Origin of the sequence: Exiguobacterium sp. S22-S28 (genome assembly GCF_043359615.1) — a bacterium.
Taxonomy (GTDB): domain Bacteria; phylum Bacillota; class Bacilli; order Exiguobacteriales; family Exiguobacteriaceae; genus Exiguobacterium_A.
In genome coordinates, this window is sequence record NZ_JBHFFC010000033.1 from 127,759 (window position 1) to 152,369 (window position 24,611).

The 24,611-nt window shown below is 47.8% G+C and carries 25 protein-coding genes and 1 tRNA gene; 9 read left to right on the plus strand and 17 right to left on the minus strand.

The annotated features are described in order from the left end of the window. Positions 1-12: 12 nt before the first annotated feature. Positions 13-1,818, plus strand: a complete 1,806-nt coding sequence (locus tag ACHA8N_RS16335) for an LTA synthase family protein (RefSeq protein WP_393966339.1) — start codon at positions 13-15, stop codon at positions 1,816-1,818. Between the two features lie 92 nt (positions 1,819-1,910). Here ACHA8N_RS16335 and ACHA8N_RS16340 read toward each other — a convergent pair whose 3' ends face one another. From ACHA8N_RS16340 to groES, 4 genes are all read right to left on the minus strand, one after another. Beyond that, entirely contained in the window at positions 1,911-2,453 is a 543-nt protein-coding gene (locus tag ACHA8N_RS16340; RefSeq protein ID WP_393966340.1) for a GNAT family N-acetyltransferase, read from the minus strand. An 82-nt stretch (positions 2,454-2,535) separates the two neighbouring features. Beyond that, on the minus strand, positions 2,536-3,075 hold the full coding sequence (locus ACHA8N_RS16345) for an ATP-binding protein (RefSeq protein WP_393966341.1): 540 nt from the start codon (positions 3,073-3,075) through the stop codon (positions 2,536-2,538). 303 nt (positions 3,076-3,378) lie between these two features. After that, positions 3,379-5,016, minus strand: a complete 1,638-nt coding sequence (gene groL, locus ACHA8N_RS16350; RefSeq protein ID WP_188004838.1) for a chaperonin GroEL — start codon at positions 5,014-5,016, stop codon at positions 3,379-3,381. Positions 5,017-5,035: 19 nt separating this feature from the next. After that, positions 5,036-5,320 (minus strand): co-chaperone GroES, encoded by a 285-nt coding sequence (gene groES / locus ACHA8N_RS16355; protein ID WP_012371631.1) that lies wholly within the window; start codon positions 5,318-5,320, stop codon positions 5,036-5,038. 220 nt (positions 5,321-5,540) lie between these two features. Here groES and ACHA8N_RS16360 point away from each other — a divergent pair, with 220 nt between their 5' ends. Further along, on the plus strand, positions 5,541-6,233 hold the full coding sequence (locus tag ACHA8N_RS16360; RefSeq protein ID WP_393966342.1) for a CPBP family intramembrane glutamic endopeptidase: 693 nt from the start codon (positions 5,541-5,543) through the stop codon (positions 6,231-6,233). Between the two features lie 21 nt (positions 6,234-6,254). Next, positions 6,255-6,488 carry a DUF4305 domain-containing protein gene (locus ACHA8N_RS16365; protein WP_026831839.1) on the plus strand — a complete coding sequence of 78 codons (234 nt, stop codon included), beginning with the start codon at positions 6,255-6,257 and terminating at the stop codon, positions 6,486-6,488. 278 nt (positions 6,489-6,766) lie between these two features. On the opposite strand, the gene ACHA8N_RS16370 is transcribed toward ACHA8N_RS16365, so the two are convergent. Further along, complete coding sequence (locus ACHA8N_RS16370; RefSeq protein WP_393966343.1) at positions 6,767-8,062, minus strand: cation:dicarboxylate symporter family transporter; 1,296 nt, start codon at positions 8,060-8,062, stop codon at positions 6,767-6,769. A 156-nt stretch (positions 8,063-8,218) separates the two neighbouring features. Beyond that, the gene (locus tag ACHA8N_RS16375; RefSeq protein WP_393966344.1) at positions 8,219-9,277 is read right to left on the minus strand and encodes an NAD(P)/FAD-dependent oxidoreductase; all 1,059 of its coding nucleotides are present in this window, start codon (positions 9,275-9,277) and stop codon (positions 8,219-8,221) included. 184 nt (positions 9,278-9,461) lie between these two features. Here ACHA8N_RS16375 and ACHA8N_RS16380 point away from each other — a divergent pair, with 184 nt between their 5' ends. The 4 genes from ACHA8N_RS16380 (at position 9,462) to ACHA8N_RS16395 (ending at position 13,243) form a co-directional block, all read left to right on the plus strand. After that, positions 9,462-10,253 carry an ABC transporter ATP-binding protein gene (locus ACHA8N_RS16380; RefSeq protein WP_393966345.1) on the plus strand — a complete coding sequence of 264 codons (792 nt, stop codon included), beginning with the start codon at positions 9,462-9,464 and terminating at the stop codon, positions 10,251-10,253. Positions 10,254-10,256: 3 nt separating this feature from the next. Next, positions 10,257-11,168 carry an iron-hydroxamate ABC transporter substrate-binding protein gene (locus ACHA8N_RS16385; RefSeq protein ID WP_393966346.1) on the plus strand — a complete coding sequence of 304 codons (912 nt, stop codon included), beginning with the start codon at positions 10,257-10,259 and terminating at the stop codon, positions 11,166-11,168. 69 nt (positions 11,169-11,237) lie between these two features. Further along, entirely contained in the window at positions 11,238-12,239 is a 1,002-nt protein-coding gene (locus ACHA8N_RS16390) for a FecCD family ABC transporter permease (RefSeq protein ID WP_393966347.1), read from the plus strand. Then, positions 12,236-13,243 (plus strand): FecCD family ABC transporter permease, encoded by a 1,008-nt coding sequence (locus ACHA8N_RS16395; protein WP_393966348.1) that lies wholly within the window; start codon positions 12,236-12,238, stop codon positions 13,241-13,243. Before ACHA8N_RS16390 ends, ACHA8N_RS16395 begins: the two co-directional genes overlap by 4 nt. Before the next feature lie 248 nt (positions 13,244-13,491). Here the strand turns inward: ACHA8N_RS16395 and ACHA8N_RS16400 are convergent, their stop codons facing one another. The 11 genes from ACHA8N_RS16400 to ACHA8N_RS16450 all read right to left on the minus strand — a co-directional run bounded on the left by ACHA8N_RS16400 (position 13,492) and on the right by ACHA8N_RS16450 (position 22,141). Further along, the gene (locus tag ACHA8N_RS16400; protein ID WP_393966349.1) at positions 13,492-13,977 is read right to left on the minus strand and encodes a hypothetical protein; all 486 of its coding nucleotides are present in this window, start codon (positions 13,975-13,977) and stop codon (positions 13,492-13,494) included. Between the two features lie 33 nt (positions 13,978-14,010). Beyond that, complete coding sequence (locus ACHA8N_RS16405; RefSeq protein ID WP_393966350.1) at positions 14,011-14,481, minus strand: hypothetical protein; 471 nt, start codon at positions 14,479-14,481, stop codon at positions 14,011-14,013. Between the two features lie 21 nt (positions 14,482-14,502). Continuing rightward, complete coding sequence (locus ACHA8N_RS16410; RefSeq protein ID WP_393966351.1) at positions 14,503-14,964, minus strand: hypothetical protein; 462 nt, start codon at positions 14,962-14,964, stop codon at positions 14,503-14,505. Positions 14,965-14,990: 26 nt separating this feature from the next. Continuing rightward, positions 14,991-15,467 (minus strand): hypothetical protein, encoded by a 477-nt coding sequence (locus ACHA8N_RS16415; protein WP_393966352.1) that lies wholly within the window; start codon positions 15,465-15,467, stop codon positions 14,991-14,993. Positions 15,468-15,481: 14 nt separating this feature from the next. Then, on the minus strand, positions 15,482-15,931 hold the full coding sequence (locus ACHA8N_RS16420) for a hypothetical protein (protein WP_393966353.1): 450 nt from the start codon (positions 15,929-15,931) through the stop codon (positions 15,482-15,484). A gap of 96 nt (positions 15,932-16,027) precedes the next feature. Next, on the minus strand, positions 16,028-16,186 hold the full coding sequence (locus tag ACHA8N_RS16425) for a hypothetical protein (protein WP_014971497.1): 159 nt from the start codon (positions 16,184-16,186) through the stop codon (positions 16,028-16,030). 151 nt (positions 16,187-16,337) lie between these two features. Further along, positions 16,338-20,081 carry a S8 family serine peptidase gene (locus ACHA8N_RS16430; RefSeq protein WP_393966354.1) on the minus strand — a complete coding sequence of 1,248 codons (3,744 nt, stop codon included), beginning with the start codon at positions 20,079-20,081 and terminating at the stop codon, positions 16,338-16,340. 230 nt (positions 20,082-20,311) lie between these two features. Then, positions 20,312-20,384, minus strand: a tRNA-Ala gene (locus ACHA8N_RS16435). A gap of 107 nt (positions 20,385-20,491) precedes the next feature. Beyond that, complete coding sequence (gene tatC, locus ACHA8N_RS16440; RefSeq protein WP_393966355.1) at positions 20,492-21,271, minus strand: twin-arginine translocase subunit TatC; 780 nt, start codon at positions 21,269-21,271, stop codon at positions 20,492-20,494. Between the two features lie 7 nt (positions 21,272-21,278). Further along, on the minus strand, positions 21,279-21,482 hold the full coding sequence (locus ACHA8N_RS16445; RefSeq protein ID WP_026831823.1) for a twin-arginine translocase TatA/TatE family subunit: 204 nt from the start codon (positions 21,480-21,482) through the stop codon (positions 21,279-21,281). Continuing rightward, positions 21,482-22,141, minus strand: coding sequence for a redox-sensing transcriptional repressor Rex (locus ACHA8N_RS16450; RefSeq protein ID WP_012371649.1), 660 nt, complete (start codon positions 22,139-22,141; stop codon positions 21,482-21,484). The genes ACHA8N_RS16445 and ACHA8N_RS16450 overlap by 1 nt, the downstream gene beginning before the upstream one ends. A gap of 156 nt (positions 22,142-22,297) precedes the next feature. Between ACHA8N_RS16450 and ACHA8N_RS16455 the strand changes: the two genes are divergently transcribed. After that, complete coding sequence (locus tag ACHA8N_RS16455; RefSeq protein WP_393966362.1) at positions 22,298-24,199, plus strand: ABC-F family ATP-binding cassette domain-containing protein; 1,902 nt, start codon at positions 22,298-22,300, stop codon at positions 24,197-24,199. After that, positions 24,199-24,591 carry a hypothetical protein gene (locus tag ACHA8N_RS16460; protein ID WP_147510179.1) on the plus strand — a complete coding sequence of 131 codons (393 nt, stop codon included), beginning with the start codon at positions 24,199-24,201 and terminating at the stop codon, positions 24,589-24,591. The genes ACHA8N_RS16455 and ACHA8N_RS16460 overlap by 1 nt, the downstream gene beginning before the upstream one ends. The last annotated feature ends 20 nt before the right edge of the window (positions 24,592-24,611 follow it).

The following is a 24,611-nucleotide window of genomic DNA, read 5'->3' on the forward strand; positions in this document are numbered from 1 at the left end:
TAGGAGAATATTATGATCGTATTTGGTTACGCCCTCTACTTATTGTTAGGCACGTTAAAATTCGTGCTGTTCAGCTTTTATACCAACACCGCTTTTCCGGTTGACCTCTTTTTAATAAACCTCGGCGGGATGTTCGTGCTGTCGAGTTGGACGCTGTTGGTCCAGTGGAACAAACGCCGCTGGATTTGGCTCGGTCTTTTAATCGCTCACAGTTTTCTCTTGATTTCCGATCTGTGGTACTACCGCTACTTCGAAGATTTCCTGTCAGTCTCGTTGATGTCGCAGATGTTGCAGATGGGTGATGTCAGCAGCGGCTTCGCCGCCCTGATTCTGCCGTCCGACTTCCTGTTGTTTGCGGACAGCCTGATTTTCTTAGGGATTCTCTTCTTTACACGCAACAAGACGTTTGCCGTCACGAAAAGCAAACGCCAAAAGACAGCAGGTCTCGTTTTCCTCGCAGGTGTGATCCTGTTTGCCGCGCCAGTCACCTACAGCGTCGTCAAAGAAGATCAACGGCTCAGCCAGTCGGTCTCTGACATGCGGGACTATTATCAGCTCGGGTTTTGGGGGTACCATGGACTCGATCTGTTCCGCGGCATCCAAGGGGCAATCGCTCCGGACGAAGCCTTGACCGCGTCTGAGCGCCAACGAATCGAGGACAACTCGACTTCAGCCGCAGACGGCACCACGAAAACACCGAACATCATTCTCGTCCAATTGGAATCGTTCCAAGAATCGGTCATCGACCAAACCGTGAACGGACAAACGTTGACACCGAACTTGAATAAGTTGAAACAAGAATCGCTGTACTTCCCGTCGTTTTATCATCAGACCCATGAAGGGCGGACTTCGGACGCGGAATTCATCACGAACACGTCGCTCTATCCATTGAAATCGGGTTCGGTCTACACCCGGTTCCCGGACAACGAATTCGGGGCATTGCCTGAATTGTTGCGCGACAACGGATACGACACCGCTGCCATGCATGCCTATGAAAAAGGGTTCTGGAATCGGGATCAAGTGTATCAGAATCTGGGCTTTGATCACTTCTTCAGCCAAAAGGATTATCCCGATCAACAAGAAATCGGGATGGCGTTAAACGATAAACAGTTTTTGACGACATCGATCGAGCACATGGAAACACTCAAGGAACCGTACTTCTCGTTCCTCGTCGCCCTGACAAGTCACACGCCGTATGAGATTCCAAAAGATAAACGGGAGCTGGATCTGTCCGGTTACGAGGATCCGATGTTAAAACGTTATTACCAGACCGTCCATTATGTCGACGAGGCCGTCGGACAGATGGTCAAGGAGTTGAAGGCAAAAGACATGTGGGATGAGACACTCGTCATCTTTTACGGGGATCATGACAGCGGCTTGACGAACGAAGACAGTGAGATGCAACAAAAAGCGCAGATCGACAATGCCGTCGACGCCTTTGCCCTCGACCGCCAAGTCCCGTTGTTCATCAAAAAACCAAATCAAGATACGGGACAAATCATCCAAGAGAACGGCGGACAAATCGATATCGCCCCGACGATCGTCGATTTACTCAATCTCGAGTCCCCGTATATGATGGGCAACTCGTTGCTCGATGACGAACCGAATCTGACCGCTTTCCGCGACGGTTCGTTCCGTTACAAGGACTACTATTACGAAGCGAACCTGACGGAAAAAGCCGGCAACGGGATCTGTTATGACGTCTCGACGAAAAAACAGATCGACCGTGACATGTGCCAATCGCAAACGAAACAAGTACGAAAGGATTTACGCCTGTCGGATGCGATCATCGAAAAGAATGGCTTGGAGCAACAATAGAATACAAAAAAACGATCCTGACATCTGTCGGATCGTTTTTCGTGTCTCACTTTTTTACTACATGAAGTTTGATTGGCAATAGTTCAACAAAGTTAAAAAATTTTGTACCAGTACAACGTAAGATCAATATTCGGATTAGCCGACTGTTTGAGCGTATCCACTCCACCAAGGACAAAGCCTTCTTTTACGTAAAAACGGCAGGCAATCAAGTTATCGTTCTGCGCTTCAAGCGACAGGCCAATCAACGATTGTTCCTTCGCCCAGGTTTCGGCTGCTTCAAGCAACAAGTGACCGACGCCGCTTTTTCGAAAATTCTTTTTGACGGCGATGTTTTCAATATAGGCAAAACGGTTCCAGTCTTTGACCAGACGGATCTGACCGATGCACGCGTCTTCATAAAAGGCTAACAAGACGATTTTTTCACTGCTGTCGATATAAGGAGACCAGTCCAATTTGTCATCTGGGAAGCGAATTTCTGTCGAAGTATCATATAACTCTTCTTCGTAAGACCAGACGCCGTTTGAAAGACTCGGGAGAACTTTTCCGACAATTGGAAAGGGTTCGTTAGCTGCATTGACGATAGTTATAAACTGTTCTTTTAGCGGCTCAATTGTGATTCTCTCAAATTGGTGCATTGCTCTCACCCTTTGTTATGTAATTTCCAAGATAACTCTTCATATTAGAAGATCAAAACTTTTTCGAACTGCAAAATCAATTTTAAGAATCTGTACTTAAGTATTCTTTAACCATCGCCAGACATTTTTCGACTGAATAGTCGCCTTCAATCCTTAATATCGGGCACGATAATTCATCCATCCATTGCTCGTGCAAGGCTTTACTTCGAACTTCCAGACCCGCATGGTCATAAAGAGTAGCCCATTTAAGAAACGTTTGAGATTGTTCATACTTTTCACCACCCGGCAGTATCTCTCCCCCATACCGTTCTATTTCCCGTTTTTGCAGTCTTTCGAGTCTGATCCCCGGTGGTATCCATAAAAAAATAACGAGGTCAAAATAAGAAGCAAAGCAGTTACCCCAACCTACAGTTGCTCCCGATAAAACCCATTGTTCAGAATGTAACAAATCCTTCTTCAACATTTCTATTCTTTCAGGTACAGGTCGCTGTTCAGTAAACTTGGATATCCAATAGTAATCATCCGTATCCAAAGATTTATGGGGAAGGACTTCTGCTAAAGCTTTGCCCAGTGTAGATGTTCCTGATCCTGAAGCCCCTATGATATGGATTTTGTTCTTCATTCTTTCTCACCCCTTACAAGCGTTTTATGTATCTATTATATAGTTTCCTTAATTTCACATTACATTTTTTCATAGACACCTGCTACTCTTTTTAAAGCATTCGAAACAGCCTTATACTAATCAATAGAAGCCATCATCTTTTAAAACAAACTTTAAAAGAAATTCTGTGTACTGGCGTAGTAAAAAAAGACCCTCTATAAGTTCAAAGAACTTACAAAGGATCTCCCCAATTTTACATTAAATTAGCACTTTATAATCCGGTTCCACTACAAATCCCATTGATTAATAGGTTGTATGGTTAGATTACATCATGCCGCCCATACCACCCATGCCGCCCATATCAGGCATTGCAGGTGCACCAGCTGGTTCCGGTTTATCGGCGATGACGGCTTCTGTCGTCAAGAACATCGCTGAAACAGACGCTGCGTTTTGAAGTGCTGAACGCGTTACTTTCGCCGGATCGACGATTCCTGTTTCGATCATGTCGACATACTCGTCTGTCGCCGCGTTGTACCCCATGCCTTGTGCTTCATGCTTGAGACGCTCGACGATGACTGAACCTTCTTGACCGGCATTTTCCGCGATTTGACGGAGCGGTGCTTCGAGCGCACGAAGAACGATGTTGACACCTGTTGCTTCGTCGCCAGTTGTGACAGCCAGAATCGATTCAACGGCTTTCGTGACGTGGATGAAGGCAGTTCCTCCACCGGCAACGATTCCTTCTTCGACGGCTGCACGTGTCGCGTTGAGCGCATCTTCGATCCGGAGTTTCCGTTCTTTCAGTTCCGTTTCCGTTGCTGCGCCGACTTTGACGACGGCTACGCCGCCTGCGAGTTTCGCAAGACGCTCTTGGAGTTTTTCACGATCGAAGTCGCTTGTCGTTTCTTCGATTTGTGAACGGATCGTACCGACACGGGCTGTGATTGAGTCACTGTGTCCGTTTCCTTCGACGATTGTCGTGTTGTCTTTTGAGACGACGACTTTCGACGCACGACCGAGTTGCGTGATTTGTGTTTCTTTCAGATCAAGACCGAGCTCTTCCGTGATCAATTCTGCGCCAGTGACGATCGAGATGTCTTCGAGCATCGCTTTCCGACGGTCTCCGAAACCAGGTGCTTTAACCGCAACGGCGTTGAACGTTCCACGGAGTTTGTTGACGACGAGTGTCGCGAGTGCTTCGCCTTCGACGTCTTCCGCGATGATCAAGAGTGGTTTGTTTTGTTGAACGACTTGCTCGAGAACCGGCAGGATTTCTTGGATGTTCGAAATCTTTTTGTCCGTGATTAAGATGTACGGGTTCTCAAGGACCGCTTCCATCTTATCGGAATCCGTAATCATGTATGGTGATGCATAGCCACGATCGAACTGCATGCCTTCGACGACATCAAGTTCCGTCGTGAAGCCGCGTGATTCTTCGATTGTGATGACGCCGTCCTGACCCACACGTTCCATCGCTTCGGCAATCAATTGACCGACTTCTTCGTCAGCAGCTGAAATCGCCGCCACTTGGGCGATCGCTTCTTTGCCTTCGATTGGTTTCGCAATCGCGTGCAGTTCTTCGACGGCACGGCGGACTGCTTTTTCGATCCCTTTACGGATGACCATCGGGTTCGCGCCTGCAGTGACGTTTTTGAGTCCTTCGCGGATCATCGCTTGTGCGAGGACTGTCGCTGTTGTCGTACCATCCCCTGCGATTTCATTCGTTTTCGATGCGACTTCTGCCACAAGCTTCGCGCCCATGTTTTCGAAGTGGTCTTCGAGTTCGATTTCTTTTGCGATCGTCACACCATCATTCGTGATGAGTGGCGAACCGAATTTACGTTCGAGAACGACGTTCCGTCCTTTTGGTCCGATCGTCACTTTGACTGCGTCCGCTAATGCGTCTACTCCACGAAGCATCGCCCGGCGTGCTTCTTCACTGAATAAGATATCTTTTGCCATGACTGAAATCCCCCTTTGATTAGTTTGCTACTGCTAAAATATCGCTTTCGCGTAAGATTAAGTATTCGTTGCCATCGACTTTCACTTCTGACCCTGCGTATTGCGCATAGATGACGTGGTCCCCGACATTCACTTCAAGTGGTACACGGACACCCTGCTCCGTCACACGGCCTGTACCGACAGCGACGACTTTACCCTCTTGCGGCTTTTCTTTCGCTGACCCAGGAAGAACGATTCCTCCGAGTGTTGTTTCTTCTTTTTTAACGACTTCGATCACGATGCGATCACCAAGTGGTTTTAACATGCGAAACATCCTCCTTGAACATGACTGTTTTTTAGCACTCACTTAATTGGAGTGCTAACATATTTTTATCTTAAACGGTTTCCAGTTGGAATTCAAGCCCGAACCCTTATCCGTTTTCCCGAAATCGACATCTTTGAACCATCACCATTCGTGCGCCCGGTCGGTTTGTTTGTTACAATCGGGACAGTACCTTCATTACAAAGGAGTTGTGTCCCGACCGATGAAAAATTCCGTCAATCTGCCGTTCAACATGGCAGAGAAGTGGCAAATCCGTCACATCATTCCGATCGTGATTTATTTAATCGTGCAACTTGTCCCAGCAACCTTTCCGAGTTTCCTGTCAAAAAGCCAAATTCCGAGTGTTCTAGGTTGGTGGCTCGCGATCGGTTTTACCGTAGCCGTCATCGTTTCCTTCTATTGTCTACGTCCTGACTGGCAGAAGTGGAAAGCAGAGGGCAACCAAACCGATACAATGGATACGTTAAAGTGGATCGGAATCGGGATCGTCTTACTGTATGTCTCTTTAATCAGCGTCAACTTGATTGATGCCTGGATGTCCGGTGGGATTGAAAACATCGCGAAATCACAAAATACGGATGACATCATGAAAGCGATCCAAGTCATTCCGATTCTCCAACTGATGGTCGTCCTGCTTGGTCCGATCATGGAAGAGTTTCTGTTCCGCCACATCATGTTCGGAAACCTGTCGACGAAACTGAACTTCATCTTCAGCTTTGTTCTCAGCGGGGTGATTTTTGGTCTAATCCACGGCGACAACAAGTTCTTGATTTACGTCGCGATGAGTTTCGTCTTCTCGCTCGTCTTCGTCAAGACACGCCGCATCATCGCTCCAATCGCGATCCATGTCTTTAACAACGGCATCGTCGTACTCGCACTCTATGCAACGACTTAATTAATGAAAGGTAGTGTTTTCATGCGACAAGGTTCAAACTTCATGGCATTTTTCTATGCCATCTTCGGTATTCTGTTCATGTACCTCGCGTACAGCAACTCAATCGAGGCAGGAACCGTCTTCAACTTCTGGACGATCCTCTTGACGCTGTTCGCAGCCGTCGACTTTTACCGTCTCTATCTCATCTTCCGCTTCCGGATGGCAGCCAAGAAGATGATCAAGAAAGAACAGGAAAAAAAAGACGACAAGAAATAATGCAAAATGAGATCGCCGAATTTACTCGGTGATCTCATTTTTTTCTAATCCTATCAAACGATGTAATGATGCGGTAAAAGGAAGTTGACGTGTGTTCATCGCCCGACTTCTACGGGAAAAGGAAGCTTTGCTTCCGTCAGGAACAGGCGAGACCCGGTCGTCTACGACGAGCGCGGCTTGCGTTCCGCCCGAGAAAAGCGGGGATGACAAACACGACACCGTATCCAGTGAACAGAAAAAAAGACCAGATGACGATTCATCTGGTCTACCATCCTACATTATGCACTCTTGATTCGATCCTGTTTACCTTCTGTCGACATGAACTCATCGAGTTGATCGGAGTCGAGGACCCCTTCCCATTTCGCAATGACGAGTGACGCGAGCGTATTGCCTGTCACGTTGACGACAGAACGCATCATATCCATGATCCGGTCGATTCCAGCGATGAAGGCCAGCCCTTCAGCCGGGATCCCGACTGTCCCGAGCGTTGCCAGTAAGACGACGAACGAAACCCCAGGTACAGCTGCCATCCCTTTTGACGTCAGCATTAAGACGAAGACGAGCGTCAACTGTGTGCCGATCGATAAATTGATATCGTACATCTGCGCGATAAATAAAGCAGCCAGTGCTTGATAAAGTGCAGAACCGTCGAGGTTAAACGAATAACCCGTCGGAACGACGAAACTGACGATCGATTTTGGAACACCCATCTTCTCAAGCTTCTCCATGACGCGTGGTAAGACCGTTTCCGACGATGCCGTCGAATACGTCAGGAGCAATTCATCTTTGAAGACACGGACGAAATCCGACACGCGGATGCCGACCCATTTCATGATGGAGCCAAAGACGATGACCATGAACAGCAGCGCCGTCACGTACAACGTCCCGATCAATTTGAACAATGAACCGAGTGATTCGATCCCGAACGTCGAAACGGTTACCCCAATCAAGGCAAAGACACCGATTGGTGCAAATTTCATGACAATGTTGACCAAGTTGAACATCGCTGCTGCGACCCCTTCGAAGAAGCGGACGACCGGTAAACCTTTTTCACCGGCAAACCCGACACCGAGTCCAAACAGAACGGAGAAAAAGATGATTGCGAGCATGTCCCCGCGTACCATCGCGTCCAAGATGTTTGTCGGGACGATGTTGACGACTTTTTCAACGAGCCCTTGATCTTGGGTCGTCTCTTCCGTCTCCACGTACGTCGAGATGTCTGTCTTGTCGAGTGTCGCCATGTTGATGCCGGCACCCGGCTCAACGAGATTCGCTGCAAACAAGCCGGTAAAGATTGCGATCATTGTCACGATCGTAAAGTATCCAAGCGTCTTGACGCCGAGGCGTCCGAGACTTTTGGGACTGCCGACCGATGAAACACCGAGGACGATCGTCGTAAAGACGATCGGGACAACGATCATTTTCATCATTCGGATAAAGATGTCACCGATTGGCTTCAGCCACTCCGCAACGTGTGGATTCCCGTAAAAGACACCGCCGACAGTGATCCCGAGAATCAATCCGATTAAAATCTGCCAAGCAAGACCAATAGGCTTGCGTTTTGTTGTTGCCATAATTATTCCTCCTACATCTTGCAATTAAAAAAACACATAAGAGCATTTTGTCCTAAAGACAGAGTGTTGTCAAACCCATCTGTTATAGTACAATACAAAAAAACAGATGGCTTCCGTCCGAAGAACAGAAGCCATCCATCTCATATTTATCTTATATTAATGGTTTTGATTGACCATTTCCTGAATCAGTTCACGGTTCCGTTTTTTAAAGACTTCATTATGCGACGAAACCATCGCGACTTTCGGTGCGTCCGGTTCGATGAATTTTTTCGCCCGGTTGACGGCGTTCGCCGCATCCTGGAACGCCCCGGAGATGAGGTGGACTTTTCCGTCATGCGATAAGATATCACCTGCTGCATACAATCCGGGAACACTCGATTCACTGGATGCCGTTCCTTCAATATAGAAGTCATCGACCTGCTTCAAATCCAGTTCACAGTTCGCCAGTAACTCAGCATCCTGTTCGTAGCCGTGATTGATGATGACCTCGTCAATTTCCAAAGCCATCGTCTCGCTTGTCGCACAATCAATCAGTTCAACCGAGGCAATCCGGTGATGGTCGTCACTGGCGATTAATTTATGAATCGTCGTATTCAAGAGACATACGGCCGAACTGTTCACGAGTTGCTCGACTTGCGCTTCATGTCCCGTGAAACAGTCTTTTCGGTAGGTGACGTAGACTTTTTTCGCGACCGGTTCCAGTTCATTCGCCCAGTCGATCGCCGAGTTGCCGCCGCCGGAAATGATGACGGTCTTATCCTTAAACCGTTCAATCGATTTGACGGTGTAGTTCAAGTTCGACACCTCGTACCGTTCCGCGCCCTCGATCTTCAATTTCTGCGGATTGAGAATCCCGCCGCCAACCGCAACGATGATCGTCTTTGAATAGTGGACCGTTCCCGATTCCGCCTCTAGCACAAAATTGCCAAACACATCTTTCGTGATCGAGATGATCTTTTCATTCAGATGAACGGTCGGATTAAACGTCAGTCCTTGTTCGACCAGCTGTTCCATCAGCTTTGCACCGGTAATAGGTGGCTGACCCCCGACGTCCCAAATCATCTTTTCCGGATAGACGTGAATCTTTCCACCCAGTTCTGCCTGATATTCGATCAATTTCGTCTTCATTCCGCGTAGTCCACTATAGAAAGTAGAGTATAACCCGGCCGGGCCTCCACCAATTACCGTTACATCGAACAATTCCTGCTGCTCCATCTTGCTCACTCCCTCACGATTCGATACGACTGATTATCATTCTCATTCCCAATGATAACGTGAACATGTCTTGAAGACAAGAAAAAATGTTGACAGCGTTTTTATGGAACTGGTATGGTTAGGTGGACGATAGTGATAATCATTATCAATGATAACAGCTTTAACCGAGAAGGAGCCTCTGTCTATGGTACGTCTAGCAACAGAAGAAATCAGTATTGGTTACGGAGATCGTACCATCGTCAAGGAATTGACGGTTCAGATTCCCGATCGACAAATCACGACGATCATCGGCGCGAACGGATGCGGTAAATCGACTTTACTGAAGGCGATGACCCGGATCATTCCCCATCAATCGGGACGCGCGTTACTCGATGGTCTCGATATTGCGAAGGAAAGTACAAAACTGCTTGCCCGGAAAATGGCTATCCTGCCCCAGACACCGGAAAGCGCAAGTGGTCTAACGGTCGCAGAGCTGGTCTCATACGGTCGCTTTCCTTATCAAAAAGGATTTGGTCGTTTAACGAAACACGATTACGAGATCATCGATTGGGCGCTTGAAGCGACGGACACGATGGCGTTTAAGCATCGTCCGGTCGACGCCTTATCCGGTGGTCAACGGCAACGGGTCTGGATCGCGATGGCCCTCGCGCAGGAAACGGACATCATCTTCCTCGATGAGCCGACGACCTACCTCGATCTCGCTCACCAACTCGAAGTTTTGGAGTTACTCGAACAACTCAACCGGACAGAAGGTCGGACAATTGTGATGGTGTTACACGATTTAAATCAAGCGGCGCGTTTCGCCGATTACATCATCGCCATGAAACACGGCGAAGTCGTCAAAGCCGGAACGTGTGAGGAAGTCATCTCAAAAGACGTCCTCAAAGATGTATTCCATATCGATGCCGAAATCGGTCGTGATCCGCGTACGAATAAACCGATGTGTGTCACCTACAACTTAATTAAGGGAGATTGAATCATGAAAAAGCTTTTATTACCGGTTCTTTTATTGTTAACGCTTGTGATTGCCGCATGTGGCAACACGGAGAAAAAAGAAGAGACATCGTCTGCCGATACAAAAAAAGAAACGATTACCTATAAATCCGAAAAAGGGGATGTCGAAGTTCCCGCTGATCCAAAACGTGTCGTCGTCCTGGCTGGTTTCGCCGGAAACGTCATGGCACTCGACGTACCGCTCGTCGGTGTCGACTCGTGGTCAAAATCGAATCCGAAGTTTGATTTGAAAGATGTTCAAGAAGTATCAGAAGAGAACGTCGAAAAAGTCATCGAACTCGAGCCGGATCTCATCATCGGATACGATACGACAAAAAACATCGATAAATTCAAAGAAATCGCACCCACTGTCACGTACACATACGGCAAAGTCGACTACTTGACGCAACACATCGAAATCGGTAAATTGCTCAACAAAGAACAAGAAGCACGCGACTGGGTCAAAGACTTCAAAACACGTGCAGCAGACGCTGGAACAGAAATCAAAGCTAAAATCGGTGAAGATGCGACAGTTTCTGTCATCGAAAGCTTCGACAAACAACTCTACGTCTTCGGCGACAACTGGGGCCGCGGCACAGAAATCCTCTACCAAGAGATGAAATTGAAAATGCCGAAAAAAGTCACAGAAATGGCGTTAAAAGACGGCTACTACGCGTTATCACCTGAAGTCTTACCTGAATATGCAGGTGATTACCTGATCTTCAGCAAGACAGCAGAAGCGGATAACTCGTTCACAGAAACGGACACGTATAAAAACATCCCTGCCGTCAAAAACAAACAAGTCTACGAAGTCGATTCAAAAGAATTTTACTTCAACGATCCACTCACATTGGAACGTCAACTGGAGTTCTTCAAGAAAAGTTTCCTTGGCGCGTAACGTATACTAAAGGAGGGAGCCTCATCGCTCCCTCTTTTTTTGGATTCATACAAACTGGAGGCGATATCTGTGTCATCCGCTAGACTACCTTTTGGCTTAAAAATTTCATTCGGACTGATCCTGTTCGTCGTCATGTTTTGGCTTTCAATGACGTTTGGTGCTGCGGATACCACCATTCGCGAAGTCTGGAACGCCTTGACGTTTGGTCCGCTCAACGATAAAGCAAAAATCATTCAAGAAATCCGTCTCCCCCGCGAACTTGCGGCGATTCTCGTCGGTGCCGCACTCGGCGTCTCAGGTGCCATCATGCAAGCGATGACCCGGAATCCTCTGGCGGATCCCGGTCTGCTCGGCTTGACCGCCGGTGCCAATGCGGCGCTTGCCTTAGCGATCGTCTTTATTCCCGGCATCAACTATTACGGCATCATGCTCGCCTGTTTCATCGGTGCCGCCCTCGGCGCAGCACTCGTCTTCGGAATCGGTGCTTCCCGCCAAGGCGGCTTCTCCCCGCTCCGGATCGTCCTCGCCGGATCAGCGATTTCTGCCTTTTTATACGCAATTGCGGAAGGCATCGGGATTTACTTCAAGATTGCCCAAGATGTTTCCCAGTGGACATCCGGTGGACTCGTCGGCACGACATGGGGACAACTGCAAGCGATCACGCCGGTCATCGTCATCGGGACGGTGATTGCGATGATCTTCTCGCGCCAGTTGACGATCCTCAGTCTGTCGGAAGAAGTCGCACTTGGGCTTGGTCAAAACATCACCCGGATCAAAGCTGTACTTTATGTCGTCGTCATCCTGCTTACCGGTGCAGCGGTCGCCTTAGTCGGCAACATGGCGTTCATCGGATTGATGATTCCGCATATCGTCCGCGCCATCGTCGGCACCGATTACCGTTACATTCTGCCGATGACGGCTGTATTCGGAGCGACGTTCATGTTACTCGCCGATACAATCGGTCGGACGCTGTTTGCGCCGTACGAGACACCGGTCGTCGCAATCGTCTCGATGCTCGGTTTACCGTTCTTCTTATTGATTGTCCGTAAAGGAGGTCACGCATTCTCATGATGGAAACTCGTTTACGCCGACGTCAACGCTTGATCTTTTTATTGTTAAGTTTGTTATTGCTCGGCACGATCGTCATCAGTATCGGGCTTGGTCCAGCATCCGTCTCGTACGACCGCTTGTTGCCGACGTTATTCGGTCAAGGGACGTTCAAAGAAGACTTCGTCTTGTTCTCGCTCCGTCTGCCGCGAATTATCATTACGTTGCTCGCCGGAATGGCACTCGCCTTGTCCGGTTCGATTTTGCAAGGTATCACTCGGAATGAACTGGCCGATCCCGGCATTATCGGAATTAACACAGGAGCCGGTGTTGCGGTGGCGATTTTCTTCCTCTATTTCCCGGTTGATGTCGGCTCATTTATCTACGGATTACCGGTTGCGGCATTCTTAGGTGCTTTAGTGACGGCCGTAGCCATTTACGCGCTTTCTTACGACCGGAATCGCGGCTTGCAACCAATCCGGCTGATTTTGACCGGCGTCGGCTTCTCGATGGCGTTATCCGGCATCATGGTCATCCTGATTTCGTCAACGAAACGCGAAAAGGTCGATTTCATCGCCAAATGGCTCGCCGGTAACATTTGGGGGACGGACTGGACGTTCGTCTACGCCTTGCTACCCTGGCTGATCGTCTTGGTTCCGTTTACGCTGTATAAAGCCAATAAATTGAACCTGCTCGCTTTAAACGAACCGGTCGCGATCGGTGTTGGGGTCGCAATTGAGAAGGAACGGATTCAACTGTTGCTGACGGCTGTCGCACTCGCGGCGTCTGCCGTCTCTGTCACCGGAGGCATCTCCTTCATCGGTTTGATGGCACCGCATATCGCCCGTGCCCTCGTCGGTCCACGCCATCAATGGTTCTTGCCGATTGCACTGTTGATCGGCGGCTGGTTACTCGTCTTGGCGGATACGATCGGACGAAACATCGCTGATCCGGACGGCGTTCCGGCCGGTATCGTTGTTGCGCTGATTGGCGCCCCGTACTTTATCTATCTGCTTCTGAAAAAGTAAGAACACTAATCAACCAACAAGAAATGATTTCTTGTTTCACTCGCTTTCCTCAGGCGAGACACAAGCCAGTTTTCCTGCCCATTTGGACAGGAAAGCGGGTCTTATTTGTCTCTGACAGCGCAAGTTGCCTTGCGCTTCTTCCTGCAGGAGTCTCGTAAATCAAATCATTTCTAAAAAAACAACAGCGGCGAGAGGAATTTTAACTTCCTTTCGCCGCTGTTGTTTTTTACGTAACGGTTCATTATTATTTAATATTTAACGCGCCGTGCTTCCCGTTCCGCGAGAATCAGCTCACGTTCTGATAGGTGGGTCGGATCGAGTCGTTTGATCCGCGAATCGACGAGACGGTCGAGCGACAAGACCGACAGCAAAAAGACAAGAATTGGTCCGATCAATGTCGGTCGCGGGACGTACGGAATTAAAAACTGCGCGCCCACGACGATTAACAGCTCGGTGATCGTGATCAGGACGTACGGTAACCCCAAATGGTCCCAGACTTCCATCCGGTCAAACCGTTTCGTGAAGTAACGATACTTCAAAAAACGGACACCCCATTGGTAGGCAAGCACCGGGACCAGTAAAAAATAATGCATCGATGGTTCAGATAAGTTCAAATCATCTGCCAGAAAAAGAAAGACGATCAAAACGAGTAGAAAAAATACCGTCTGGACATGCCGGACACGTTTCGTCAGTCGCAGATAATCTTGTTTTCGTTGGCGTTCGATGTTTTCCATATTTGTCCCTCCCTTTTCTGCAAGAGTCACCAGTTACTTTTTCCGGTACTGTTCAATCTCCCGCATCGTCACAAAAGCGGGATCCAGTTGTTTCGCCGTCGCATTTAGTTTGGAAACAAACAACGTAATCACCAGCACCCAGATCAGAATCATTGCAAACGCGACACCTGAATACTGTGGGAAGAGATAGCCCAGGTAGAACAACAATACAGGCACAAAATAGCCGATTATTGAAGCCCGACCGACCTTCAAGACGGTCTCTTGATACAATTCAGCCGGCAGACGTCGTTTTAAAATCCGCAGACGCATGATTTCACGGACGACGCCCCCGAGACAAAGGAACGGAATCGAAAATAACGTAAACAGTCCCGTTTCCCAAAAATCCGGAATGAACCAACTGATGACTCCCAGCACTAAAACAGGAACCGGAATCAAGTGTTGGATTTTTTTCAACGGCGGTCCGAGCAGATTTAACCGTGCATTTTTTTCAAGCAATGTATTCATTTAATTTTCTCTCCTACTTTTTTATACGTTTTTATGAACCTCCTGATCACTGACGAAATCCGGATCATCACGTAATTGGATTTTTTTATATACGCGTTCACAGATCGCATAGAGTGGAATCAGGATGACCATAAGCGCCAACCACATCTGCCAAAACGGACGATCCATCGTCGCTACCATCAGGACGACAAAAATTGTATACAGGATGACTTGATAGATGATCCAAAAACGCCATTGTTTGGTTGCCAATTCTTCTCCGATATAGGATTCAAGAATCCGGCGCTTTTCAACTTGATACCGGTAATCGCACAAAAAGTAAGTTGCCGGTATCAGTAATACCATTAAACTCGAGTCAAACAATGTTGTCAGGATCCCGACTCCGATGAATAGTAAAATGCTCCAAATCATTTTTGTCCCTAAGATATTCTTATCCATGTAAGCCAGCGTTAATTCATGTAACCGTTCATCACGTGCCGTACGCATGATGTTCTCTCCTTTAACTACCCCTGTCATTCTTCCAGATACTTCACGTGCTTATACACTTCCTGATCACTGACGAAATCGGGATCGCCTGAACGTGCCATTTTCTTAAACAGCCAGTCGGTTGCAAAGTAAAGTGGCACTAGAATCAACGCCATCCAAAGGGCCGTCTTCCACCAGCCGAGATCGTTTGTCTCAAGTACTACGACGAGCAGCGTGCCATATAACACAATCTGAATTCCAAGCCACAGCATCGATTGTGTCATGATCTGATCTTTTGAAAGATACCGTTCTAAAATCCTCCGTTTTTCCAACTGGAACGGGAAATCAAAAATCAGATAAACAAGCGGCAATAGACCGAAGTAAAGTGCGGAATCCATCGTTTCCGAAAAGATGCCGAGCGTCGCCGCCACAGCCGCCATCAGCCAGCCGTTTTTTTGCAATTGACTTTTGTCGATGTAAGCAAGCGTCAACGCATGCAGTCGTTCGTCTCGTGCCGTTTGCATCTTGCTTTCCTCCTTCATCCCTGTTGGATTTCTGTTTCACTGATATAGCTCGGATCAATCTGTTTTGAACGGTAGGTCAAAATGCGTCGACAAAGCCAGTAAAACGGGATGACTCCGAGACACAGTCCAAGTAAAAAGGCTGTAGCTGAACGATCGGCTGTGAGCACAATCAAAGCAGCCAGCGCTCCGTATTGAAACAGCCCGACTCCGACATGAAGACGGAATAACCGGTCTGCTGATTCTTTCGACGTGTGACGGGCGACGATTTGAAAACGGCGGTGTTGCATCGCCATATCATACGCGAAATAAAGAGTCGGAATGATCAAGGCGAACAGCGGTTGCTCTAGAAAATTACTGACGAATAAGAAGAGTGCTAAAATGCCCCATACTTTAGCACTTGTTCGTTGATGCATGTGTTGATAAAGTTCCTGCAGTTCCGTCTGTTGAACTGTCACAGTATTCATTGAAACACGTTCCTTTCTGTCGTTCTTTACTGTCATATACTTACATTTTACCAGTTATGTTTCAAAAAAAAAGAAACTTCTGAAAAAAAGAAGTTTCTAGGCCGAGACTTGGATGATTAAATAGATCACGCTGTACGCGACAATGGCAAGCGGAATCATGGCGACACCAATCAGCCAACCGTTTTTATCACGAATTCCGAGATAAAGAACAAGACAGCCGACGATGAAGGCAATGAGTGTAGTAAATGGATTCATACGAATTTCCCCCTCAAAAGTAACCTGTATAGAAATTTCCCCTTCCCGGAACTTGATAAACACCAAAAGCATGTCTGCAACACACTGCGTGTCGAAAAAAATAGTGCTGGCTCCGGGGAAATACCACCGGGACCAGCACTGCCTGCAAAGCTTATTTCTTCGTGATGACGACTTTCTTCTCGACGACATGGCCGCCCAAGTCTTTTAGTTTCAAATTGTAGACGTTTTGACCTTTTTTCAAAGTAACGGTCTTGTTGATGGTTTTCTTGAATGCGCGCATCTGATACGGCTCTTTAAAAGCGTGTCGGTATTCCGAATTGCCGTTCAGATCAAACCGTAACTCATCGTAGTTGTCACGGATGACAATGGTCATCTTCGCTGTTTTTGTTTTACTGGAGACTGTTTTTGGAGCCGTCACTTGAATCGTCGGACGTTCCGAATCGATAATGACTTGTCGACTGAACGCGACACGGTTCCCTTTTTTATCATAGGCTTCGACTTTAAACGATTTTACACCGTCCGTCGTATACGTGATGCCATGGTTGAATGTGTAATGTTGCTTCGCCGCATCCCAACGTAATTTAACCGATTTTCCATTGATCTTAAACGACTTCACATCCGACTCATCCGCGACGTTTCCTGAAACCGTCACTTGTTGTGATGTCGCTAACCCGAGTGCTTCCGGTGTATCAATTTGTACGCTTGGAACCGCCTTGTCGACACCTGACGTGTTGACGTTTTTCTTAATGCGGTTTCCGGCATAATCCGATACGACCAGTGTCACTTTCGCACGGCTCGGGAGATCTGTCAGTGTATAGCTCTTCACCGACGGAGCCAGTGGTTCTTTTAAGACACTTTTTCCATCGACCAGAATATCAAATGAAGCGATACCTGTCCCTAAGTCCCCGGCTGTCCATGAAACCATTTTTTTATCCGCATTCCAATTCGTTGTGGTAGCAGGTGCTTGTGTATCCACATACACCGGGAACAATGCATTCTGCCATTTTGCATTCGGATAATCGACGATTGATTTCACTTGATAGTAGTACAGACCGTCCTTGACCTTCGAGCCGTTGACGGTTCCATCCCACGCAGCATTTGTCACCGATGTATAACCCGGCTCTTCTGCACGATCATAATAATTTTTGGTGACATCTTCTTGTGTCTCTAATTTGCGAAGCACCGCTTGATTCCGGTCGAGAATGGCATATTCCACTTTTTTCGCATTCCGCAGGAACGACAGGACTGGGAACGCTTCATCCGTGCTTCCATCTCCATTTGGTGAAAATGATACTTTTTCTTTGAGGACATCTCCTGCTGTATTAAGTCCAAGCAACGTATAGTCCTCGTTTATTTCTGTCGCGAGACCGGTCGCCCCGTAAAATGTTTGATCATCATAACTCGGCGCATCAATGATCGGTGCTTTATCCCACGACCCTTTAAAACCAACGTATGGAACCGTCAATTCCGGGTTTTTACTTTTCGTATCCATCAGACGAACAAAACCTTCAACGAAGTAGCCGTTCTCGAAGAGTGTCTCAAGCGGTACACCGTTTGCCCCGTCGATCGTATCTTTTAAATCAACCGTTACATTGACTTGCTTCGTACTCTTCGCATCAATCGCGACCGAGCTTGCTTTTTTCGAGCCGACTGTAAAGGAAATCGGGAATGTGCCTTTGTTGGCGTCAACAGCCCCGACTGTTCCCTTCTTAAAGATTCCGTCTGTCTCCAGTAAGTTCTTCCCTTTGACGACAAGGTCGGATTGGACCGTTCCGGCCAACTTGTACGTTAATTTTTCATTGCTGTAGTTCTTCAAGTCGAGCGTGAAGCTGAATTTGTCACCGACTTGTTTCAAGGCAGCTTTCCCTTCACCCGACTTCGTCTCGGTGACGACGACCGGTGTCTTCATCGCTGCACGCAAATCCATCAATCCGGCACCTTCACGGCGTGGCGAATAATAGTTGCCTGTTTTCGCTTCCTGATTATATGATCCTGAGTCTAGCTGCGGACGGGATGTATTCATCAAGATGTTTTTCGCCAGTTTGACCCGCGTTGCACCACTGACTTTAAAATCTTTATCGACGCGTTGCATGACGAGTGCCGTTCCTCCGGCAACATGTGGCGCTGCCATCGATGTTCCGCTCATGACACCATACTCGTTGTCGTTGAGTGTCGAGTAGATTTTTCCGCCTGGAGCCGTGATTTCCGGCTTAAAGTCAAGATTTGGTGTCACGCCCCACGATGTGAAATCAGACATCTCGCCGGCAACCGGATTCGGTGCCGAGACTGCTTTTCCGTCAAACGTCACCGTCAACGCTTTACCGGCCTTTGCTTTCGCTTCCAGTTCGTTCCCGTCCGCGATACTTAACGAGACGAGCGGAATCGTCGGTTTATTCAGCGACATGCTGACATAATCCCCGTGATCAACACGACCGCGGACGATGACACCGGCTGCACCTTGCTTTTCAGCTTCCGCCTGAATCATCCCGTAATTAAAGCTGCCGTCACGGACGACGAATACTACTTTATTCTTCACGTCTTTCCCCGTGTAGTTCGTTTCACTTCCGTCACCGACATAGATCACGTCTTTTGCTGCTTTGTCGAACACCGGAATCGGATTCGGTGAATCTTGTTTTTGGTAAGCGAGATAACCGGCGTCTTCTCCATCAACTGTTAGTGCCATCCCTTCAAGCGTCAACTGTGTGTTCTCGACGGAAGCGACCTGCAGCGCCTCACTGATCAGTCCGGGTGAACCGACGACACCGATATCCGGATTCGACGCGTATGGGTTTCCGGCGCCGTTTCCTGCATAACCAGAGTTACCAGCAGAGATCGCACAAAGAATTCCGTTGTTCATCGCATTGACGATCGCCTTTTGTTCCGGATCGTCTTTTTGAACGAATGATGCCGTCGAACCAAGGCTCATGTTGATGACATCTGCACCGAGAGCAATCGCGTCATCAATCGCTTTAATGTAGATATCACTGAACGTCGACGGCATGCCTGGATCATTTCCGAATACTTTCATTGCCAGAAGCTGTGTTTCCGGTGCGACTCCTTTAATACCGCCGCTCGCCTCATCGCCGTTGGCACCGACTGTACCGGCAACGTGCATCCCGTGCATGGAAGCTCCCGGACCGAGATCACGGATTTCACTGTCATGATCCGCATAGTTGTATCCGTACGGTACTTTTTCTGTAAAGTAGTTTCCTTTTAAGCCTTTTGAAGATTTAAAGCTTTCGACTTTTGACGAAGTCAAATCGACTTTCGTCTCCGGACTGAGTACCATGTCCTTGTGCGTCGGATCAATCCCTGTGTCGATGACGGCAACAATCGTTCCTTCCCCTTTATAACCGTAATCCTGCCATGTTTGCTTTGCATTGATCATGTCTTTACTATGTACCATGTTCGGTTTGGCGCCTTTTTCGACTTCAGGACGCGCATACTCATGGGCGATATGTACACTTTTGACTCCGCTTAATTTTTCCAATTCTTTGATTTCACCGTATTTGACTTCTCCGCTGAACCCGTTCAAAACGGTCGTAAAACTTTCTTTATAAGAAACCGCAATGTCTTTTTGGGCAATCGTTGCTTTGACTTCCTTCTGCTTATTGACGATTTGATTCTTGAGTATGACTTTTTCGGTATTGCTTAATGTGCTGTACCGTTTATTTTGAGCTTGTGCGTGTTCAATCGCCGCTTTTTGATCGAGTTCGACGACAATCCGGACTTTTTCATTTGGACTGTATGTTTTTTCCTGCCCTGTTTTTTTCACTGAGAGTGCTTGTGGCTTTTGGACATTCACTTTTTGTGATGACGTAAGTCCCTCGGCATGAACCAGGCTGGAAGATGTCATGAGGGCAGCTGCCATCAGAGCAATCTTCTTTTTCTTCATTCGATTTCCTCTTTTCTAAAAATGTAGTGTTTGACAAAAAAAGAATATTAAACGAAAATTCTGTATTTTTAGTTTAGTTAACTTTCTTATCATATACAATTCAATTTCAATCCTTTTTTGTTTTTTTACCGTTTTATGCCATCGTTATAACCATTATCCTAAATTCCCCATCTGTTATCCGGTCAACAAAAAAACTCTTGGTTGCCCAAGAGTTTTCAGGTAAAACGATATGGAGACTATCGGGCTCGAACCGACGACCTTTTGGCTGCCAGCCAAACGCTCTCCCAGCTGAGCTAAGCCCCCGTGTGTTTCTATTATGAGTATACCTATTGCTGTTCATTTTTTCAATATAAAATTAGACCGCTTACAAAAAAATTCTCCCTGCCGCGATGGCACGAGAGAATCTCTTATTAATCGTTCAACTCACGCATCAAATCCGCCTGTCGCTCCAGTTCTGCTTGTTGCTCCAAGATCAGTACTTTTTTATACGTCCGCGCTGAAATCAGGATGCTGATTTCATATAAGACGAACAACGGGACAGAAATCATTAAATGCGAAGTGACGTCCGGCGGTGAGATCAACGCCGCGACGACGAATAACGCAAAGTAGGCATACTTCCGATTCTTCCGCATGAAGAACGGCGTCACGAGTCCAAGGCGTGTCAAAAACATCGTCACGACCGGCAGTTGGAACAGTATTCCAAACGGGATCGTCAAGCGGATCAAAAAGCTGAAATAGTTCTCGACGCCGATGACTTGTTCGATGCCGAGCTCTTGTCCGAGCTCTGTCGATACTTCAAGTAAAAACGGTAACAACCAAAAGTAAGAAAATGAAACACCAGCTAAAAATAAGAAGAACGTTACTGGAATATACGTCAACGTCGCTTTTTGCTCTTGGTCATGCAGACCGGGACGGATGAACGCCCAAAGCTGGTACATCCAAAACGGTGACGCCAAGACGATTGCGATGATGAACGCAAGATTCAGATATAACATCAGTGGATCAGCCACGTTAAAAGCGTTCAGACCAATTCCGAGCTCCTTTAAGTCAGCCTGCAGAAAACGTACAAGCGGACGGACAAGCGGAAAAGCTGCAGCGAACATGACCACCACGATGATGAGCGACCAGATGATCCGTTTCCGGAGTTCATCTAAGTGCGTCGTCATACTCTGCTCTTGATCGATCGCCATGATTCACTCACTTCTCTTTCGTTTCGTCCTTTTTGTCTTTATCATCTTCCATGATGCCGTTTGTCGCGCTCTTGAATTCTTTTAACGTTTGACCGGCAGCGCGGCCGAGTTCCGGTAATTTTTTTGGTCCGAAGATGATTAAAGCGACGACGCCGATCAAGGCGATGCTCCCCGGGCCGATACCAAGTGTCAACGGGATTAAGTTTTCCATTATGATTTCACTCCTTCAGCTGATTGCGAATAATGCTTCATGAAATAAACAAGCGACTGCAACTCAATCGACAGATCGATGTGATGGACGCGAACATGGGCCGGTACGTTTAATCGTGCCGGTGTAAAGTTCAGAATGCCGGTCACACCATACTCAACTAACTCGTCCGCTACTGACTGGGCGAACTGGGACGGTACCGTCAAGATGGCGACGTCGACATGGTTCGCTTTGATTTGTTCTTTCATATCTGACACGTGGTAAATCGGAACGTCTTGTGTCGTCGTTCCGACCTTGTCCTCATCCGCGTCAAACGCGATGACGATACGAGTACTATTATTCTTTAAAAAGTTATAATTTGCAAACGCTGTTCCGAGGTGTCCAACCCCGATTAAGGCGACATTCGTGACCTCGTCTTGGTTGAGTGTCTTTCGGAAAAATGTTAACAAATGTTGAACATTGTAACCGTACCCTTTTTTCCCTAACGCCCCAAAGTAGGAAAAGTCACGACGGATTGTCGCCGAGTCGACTTTGACCGCTTCGCTGAGCTCGGCTGACGAGACGCGCAGCTTGCCGGAGTTGTAAAGACTCTGGATGAAACGATAATATAACGGCAGTCGTTTCGCCGTTGCTTGTGGTATTTTTGTGTCTGGCCCATTCATACTGCAGTTCCCCCTTCGTCCACGTTCTGACGTGGCACCCAAATCATTGCAAAGAATTCTACTCTCCTTGATTGTAAACCACTTCACATAGAGTAACAAATATTATATTCGGCAGGATTTTTCGTGATAGACTAAGGGGTGGAAGGATGGATGGATATGATTCTCTTACAAGTAAACCAACTCTCAAAATCATTCGGCGTTGAGCCGATTTTAGAAAATATTAAACTCGAAGTACAGGAACGGGACCGGATTGCCCTCGTCGGACGAAATGGTGCCGGAAAATCGACACTTTTAAAAATCATCGCCGGCGAGCTGTCGCATGACTCCGGGGAAATCATGAAGAGCAAGGAAGTGCGGATCGGTTACCTCGCTCAGGACAGCGGACTTGAGTCCAACGAATCGATTTGGAATGAGATGCTGACCGTGTTCGAACACCTGCAGGATCAAGAACGGGCGTTACGCCGGATGGAAATCGAGATGGGCATGGAACACATATTAAACGATCCGACTGCCTACGACCGTCTCTTGAAAACATACGATCAAGCGCAACATGACTTCTCGGAAGCCGGCGGTTATCAGTTCGAAGCCAACATCCGCTCCGTCTTACACGGGATGCGCTTTTATCCGGACGATTATTCCCGCCGGATTCAGACGCTTTCCGGTGGACAGCGGACCCGGCTCGCTTTGGCGAAGATGTTGCTGCAGGCACCGGAACTGTTGATTCTCGATGAGCCGACGAACCACCTGGACATCGATACACTGTCTTGGCTTGAAAGTTACTTATCCGGTTACCGCGGCGCCGCCTTGATCGTTTCCCATGACCGGTATTTCCTCGATCAAGTCGTCAACGTCGTCTATGAATTGTCCCGCAACGTCTCCCGGAAGTTTACCGGTAATTATACGAAGTATCTCGAACAAAAAGCGGCGCTGTACGAACAGGAAATGAAACAGTTCGAACAACAGCAGGAAGACATCGCGAAGATGCAGGATTTCATCCAGCGTAACATCGCCCGCGCGACGACGACGAAACGGGCGCAAAGTGTTCGCAAACGCCTTGAGAAAGTCGACCGGATCGATCGACCGGACGGCGACGAACGCAGTACTGTCCTGTCGTTCCCGATTGAGAAACAAAGCGGCAATGACGTGTTACAGGTCAATCAACTTGCGGTCGGCTATGAAGCAGCCGTCTCAAAAAATATCACGTTTAGGCTGCAACGTGCCGAGTCGCTCGCGCTTGTCGGACCAAACGGGATTGGCAAGTCGACGTTGCTGAAAGTCCTCGTCGGCCGTCTGAAACCGTTATTTGGTGACTATCGTTTCGGCACAGGTGTCTCGATCGGCTACTACGATCAGGAGCAGGCGGAACTGAACGACCGCAACCGAGTCATCGACGAGATTTGGAACGAATGGCCGTTGATGCGCGAGCAGGAAGTCCGGTCCGTGCTTGGACAGTTCCTCTTCAGCGGAGATGATGTCTTCAAGCTCGTCCATGAATTATCGGGCGGTGAACGCGGACGACTGGCACTCGCGAAGCTGAAGTTACGTAAAACGAATCTGCTTGTGCTGGATGAGCCGACGAACCACTTGGATCTCGATTCGAAGATGGTCCTCGAAAACGCCCTCGTCGACTACGAAGGAACGTTGCTCTTCGTCTCCCACGACCGGTACTTCATCGACCGTGTCGCGACCCGTGTTATTGAGATGAGTGGCGATGGCGTAACCGATTATCTCGGTGACTACTCCTACTACATGGAGAAAAAAGCCGAAAAAGAAGAAATTGCCCGACTTGAAGCGGAAGAAGCCAAAGCGATCAAAGTCGCTTCGACGAAGACGATTGATAAAGAAGCACAAAAAGAAGCACGCAAAAAGAAACAACAGCTCGAGCAACTCGAACAAGAGATTGAACGGTTAGAGAACCGGTCGGTCGAAATCGAACAGTTGTTGTGTGAACCGGAAGTCTTTAATGATATCCCGAAAGCAACCGCCCTCTCAGCCGAACGCGATCAGATTGATATTGACCTGCTTGACCTGATGGAACAGTGGGAGTCGTTCCACTGATGCGCTCGAAAAGTTATGTCATCAACCTGATCCAAGGATTATTGTCCGGTGTGCTTTATTTCGTCCCGATGTATGCGGACTATGTCTCGGCTTTCATTCGTCCGGATGCGTTTAACGCCGTTTATCCGTTGTTCATCTTAATTTCCTGTATGATCGGTCTTGTCATCCAGACGTGGAGCGGACTGTTCATCAGTTTATTGTCCGGTCTGATTTGCACGTTGCTGACGACCCAATCGTTCGTTGCACTGAACGATCCGATGATCATTATGTATTACGGGGCTGTCTCTCCTCTGACCGCGTTTTTGATCAGCTGTGTCGGAATTTGGGCGCTCGCCGTTCTGTTTTATCTACTGGACGGTTTCCAGTACAGTAAACGTCATAAAATGGAATAGGCAACAAAAATAGACGAGGA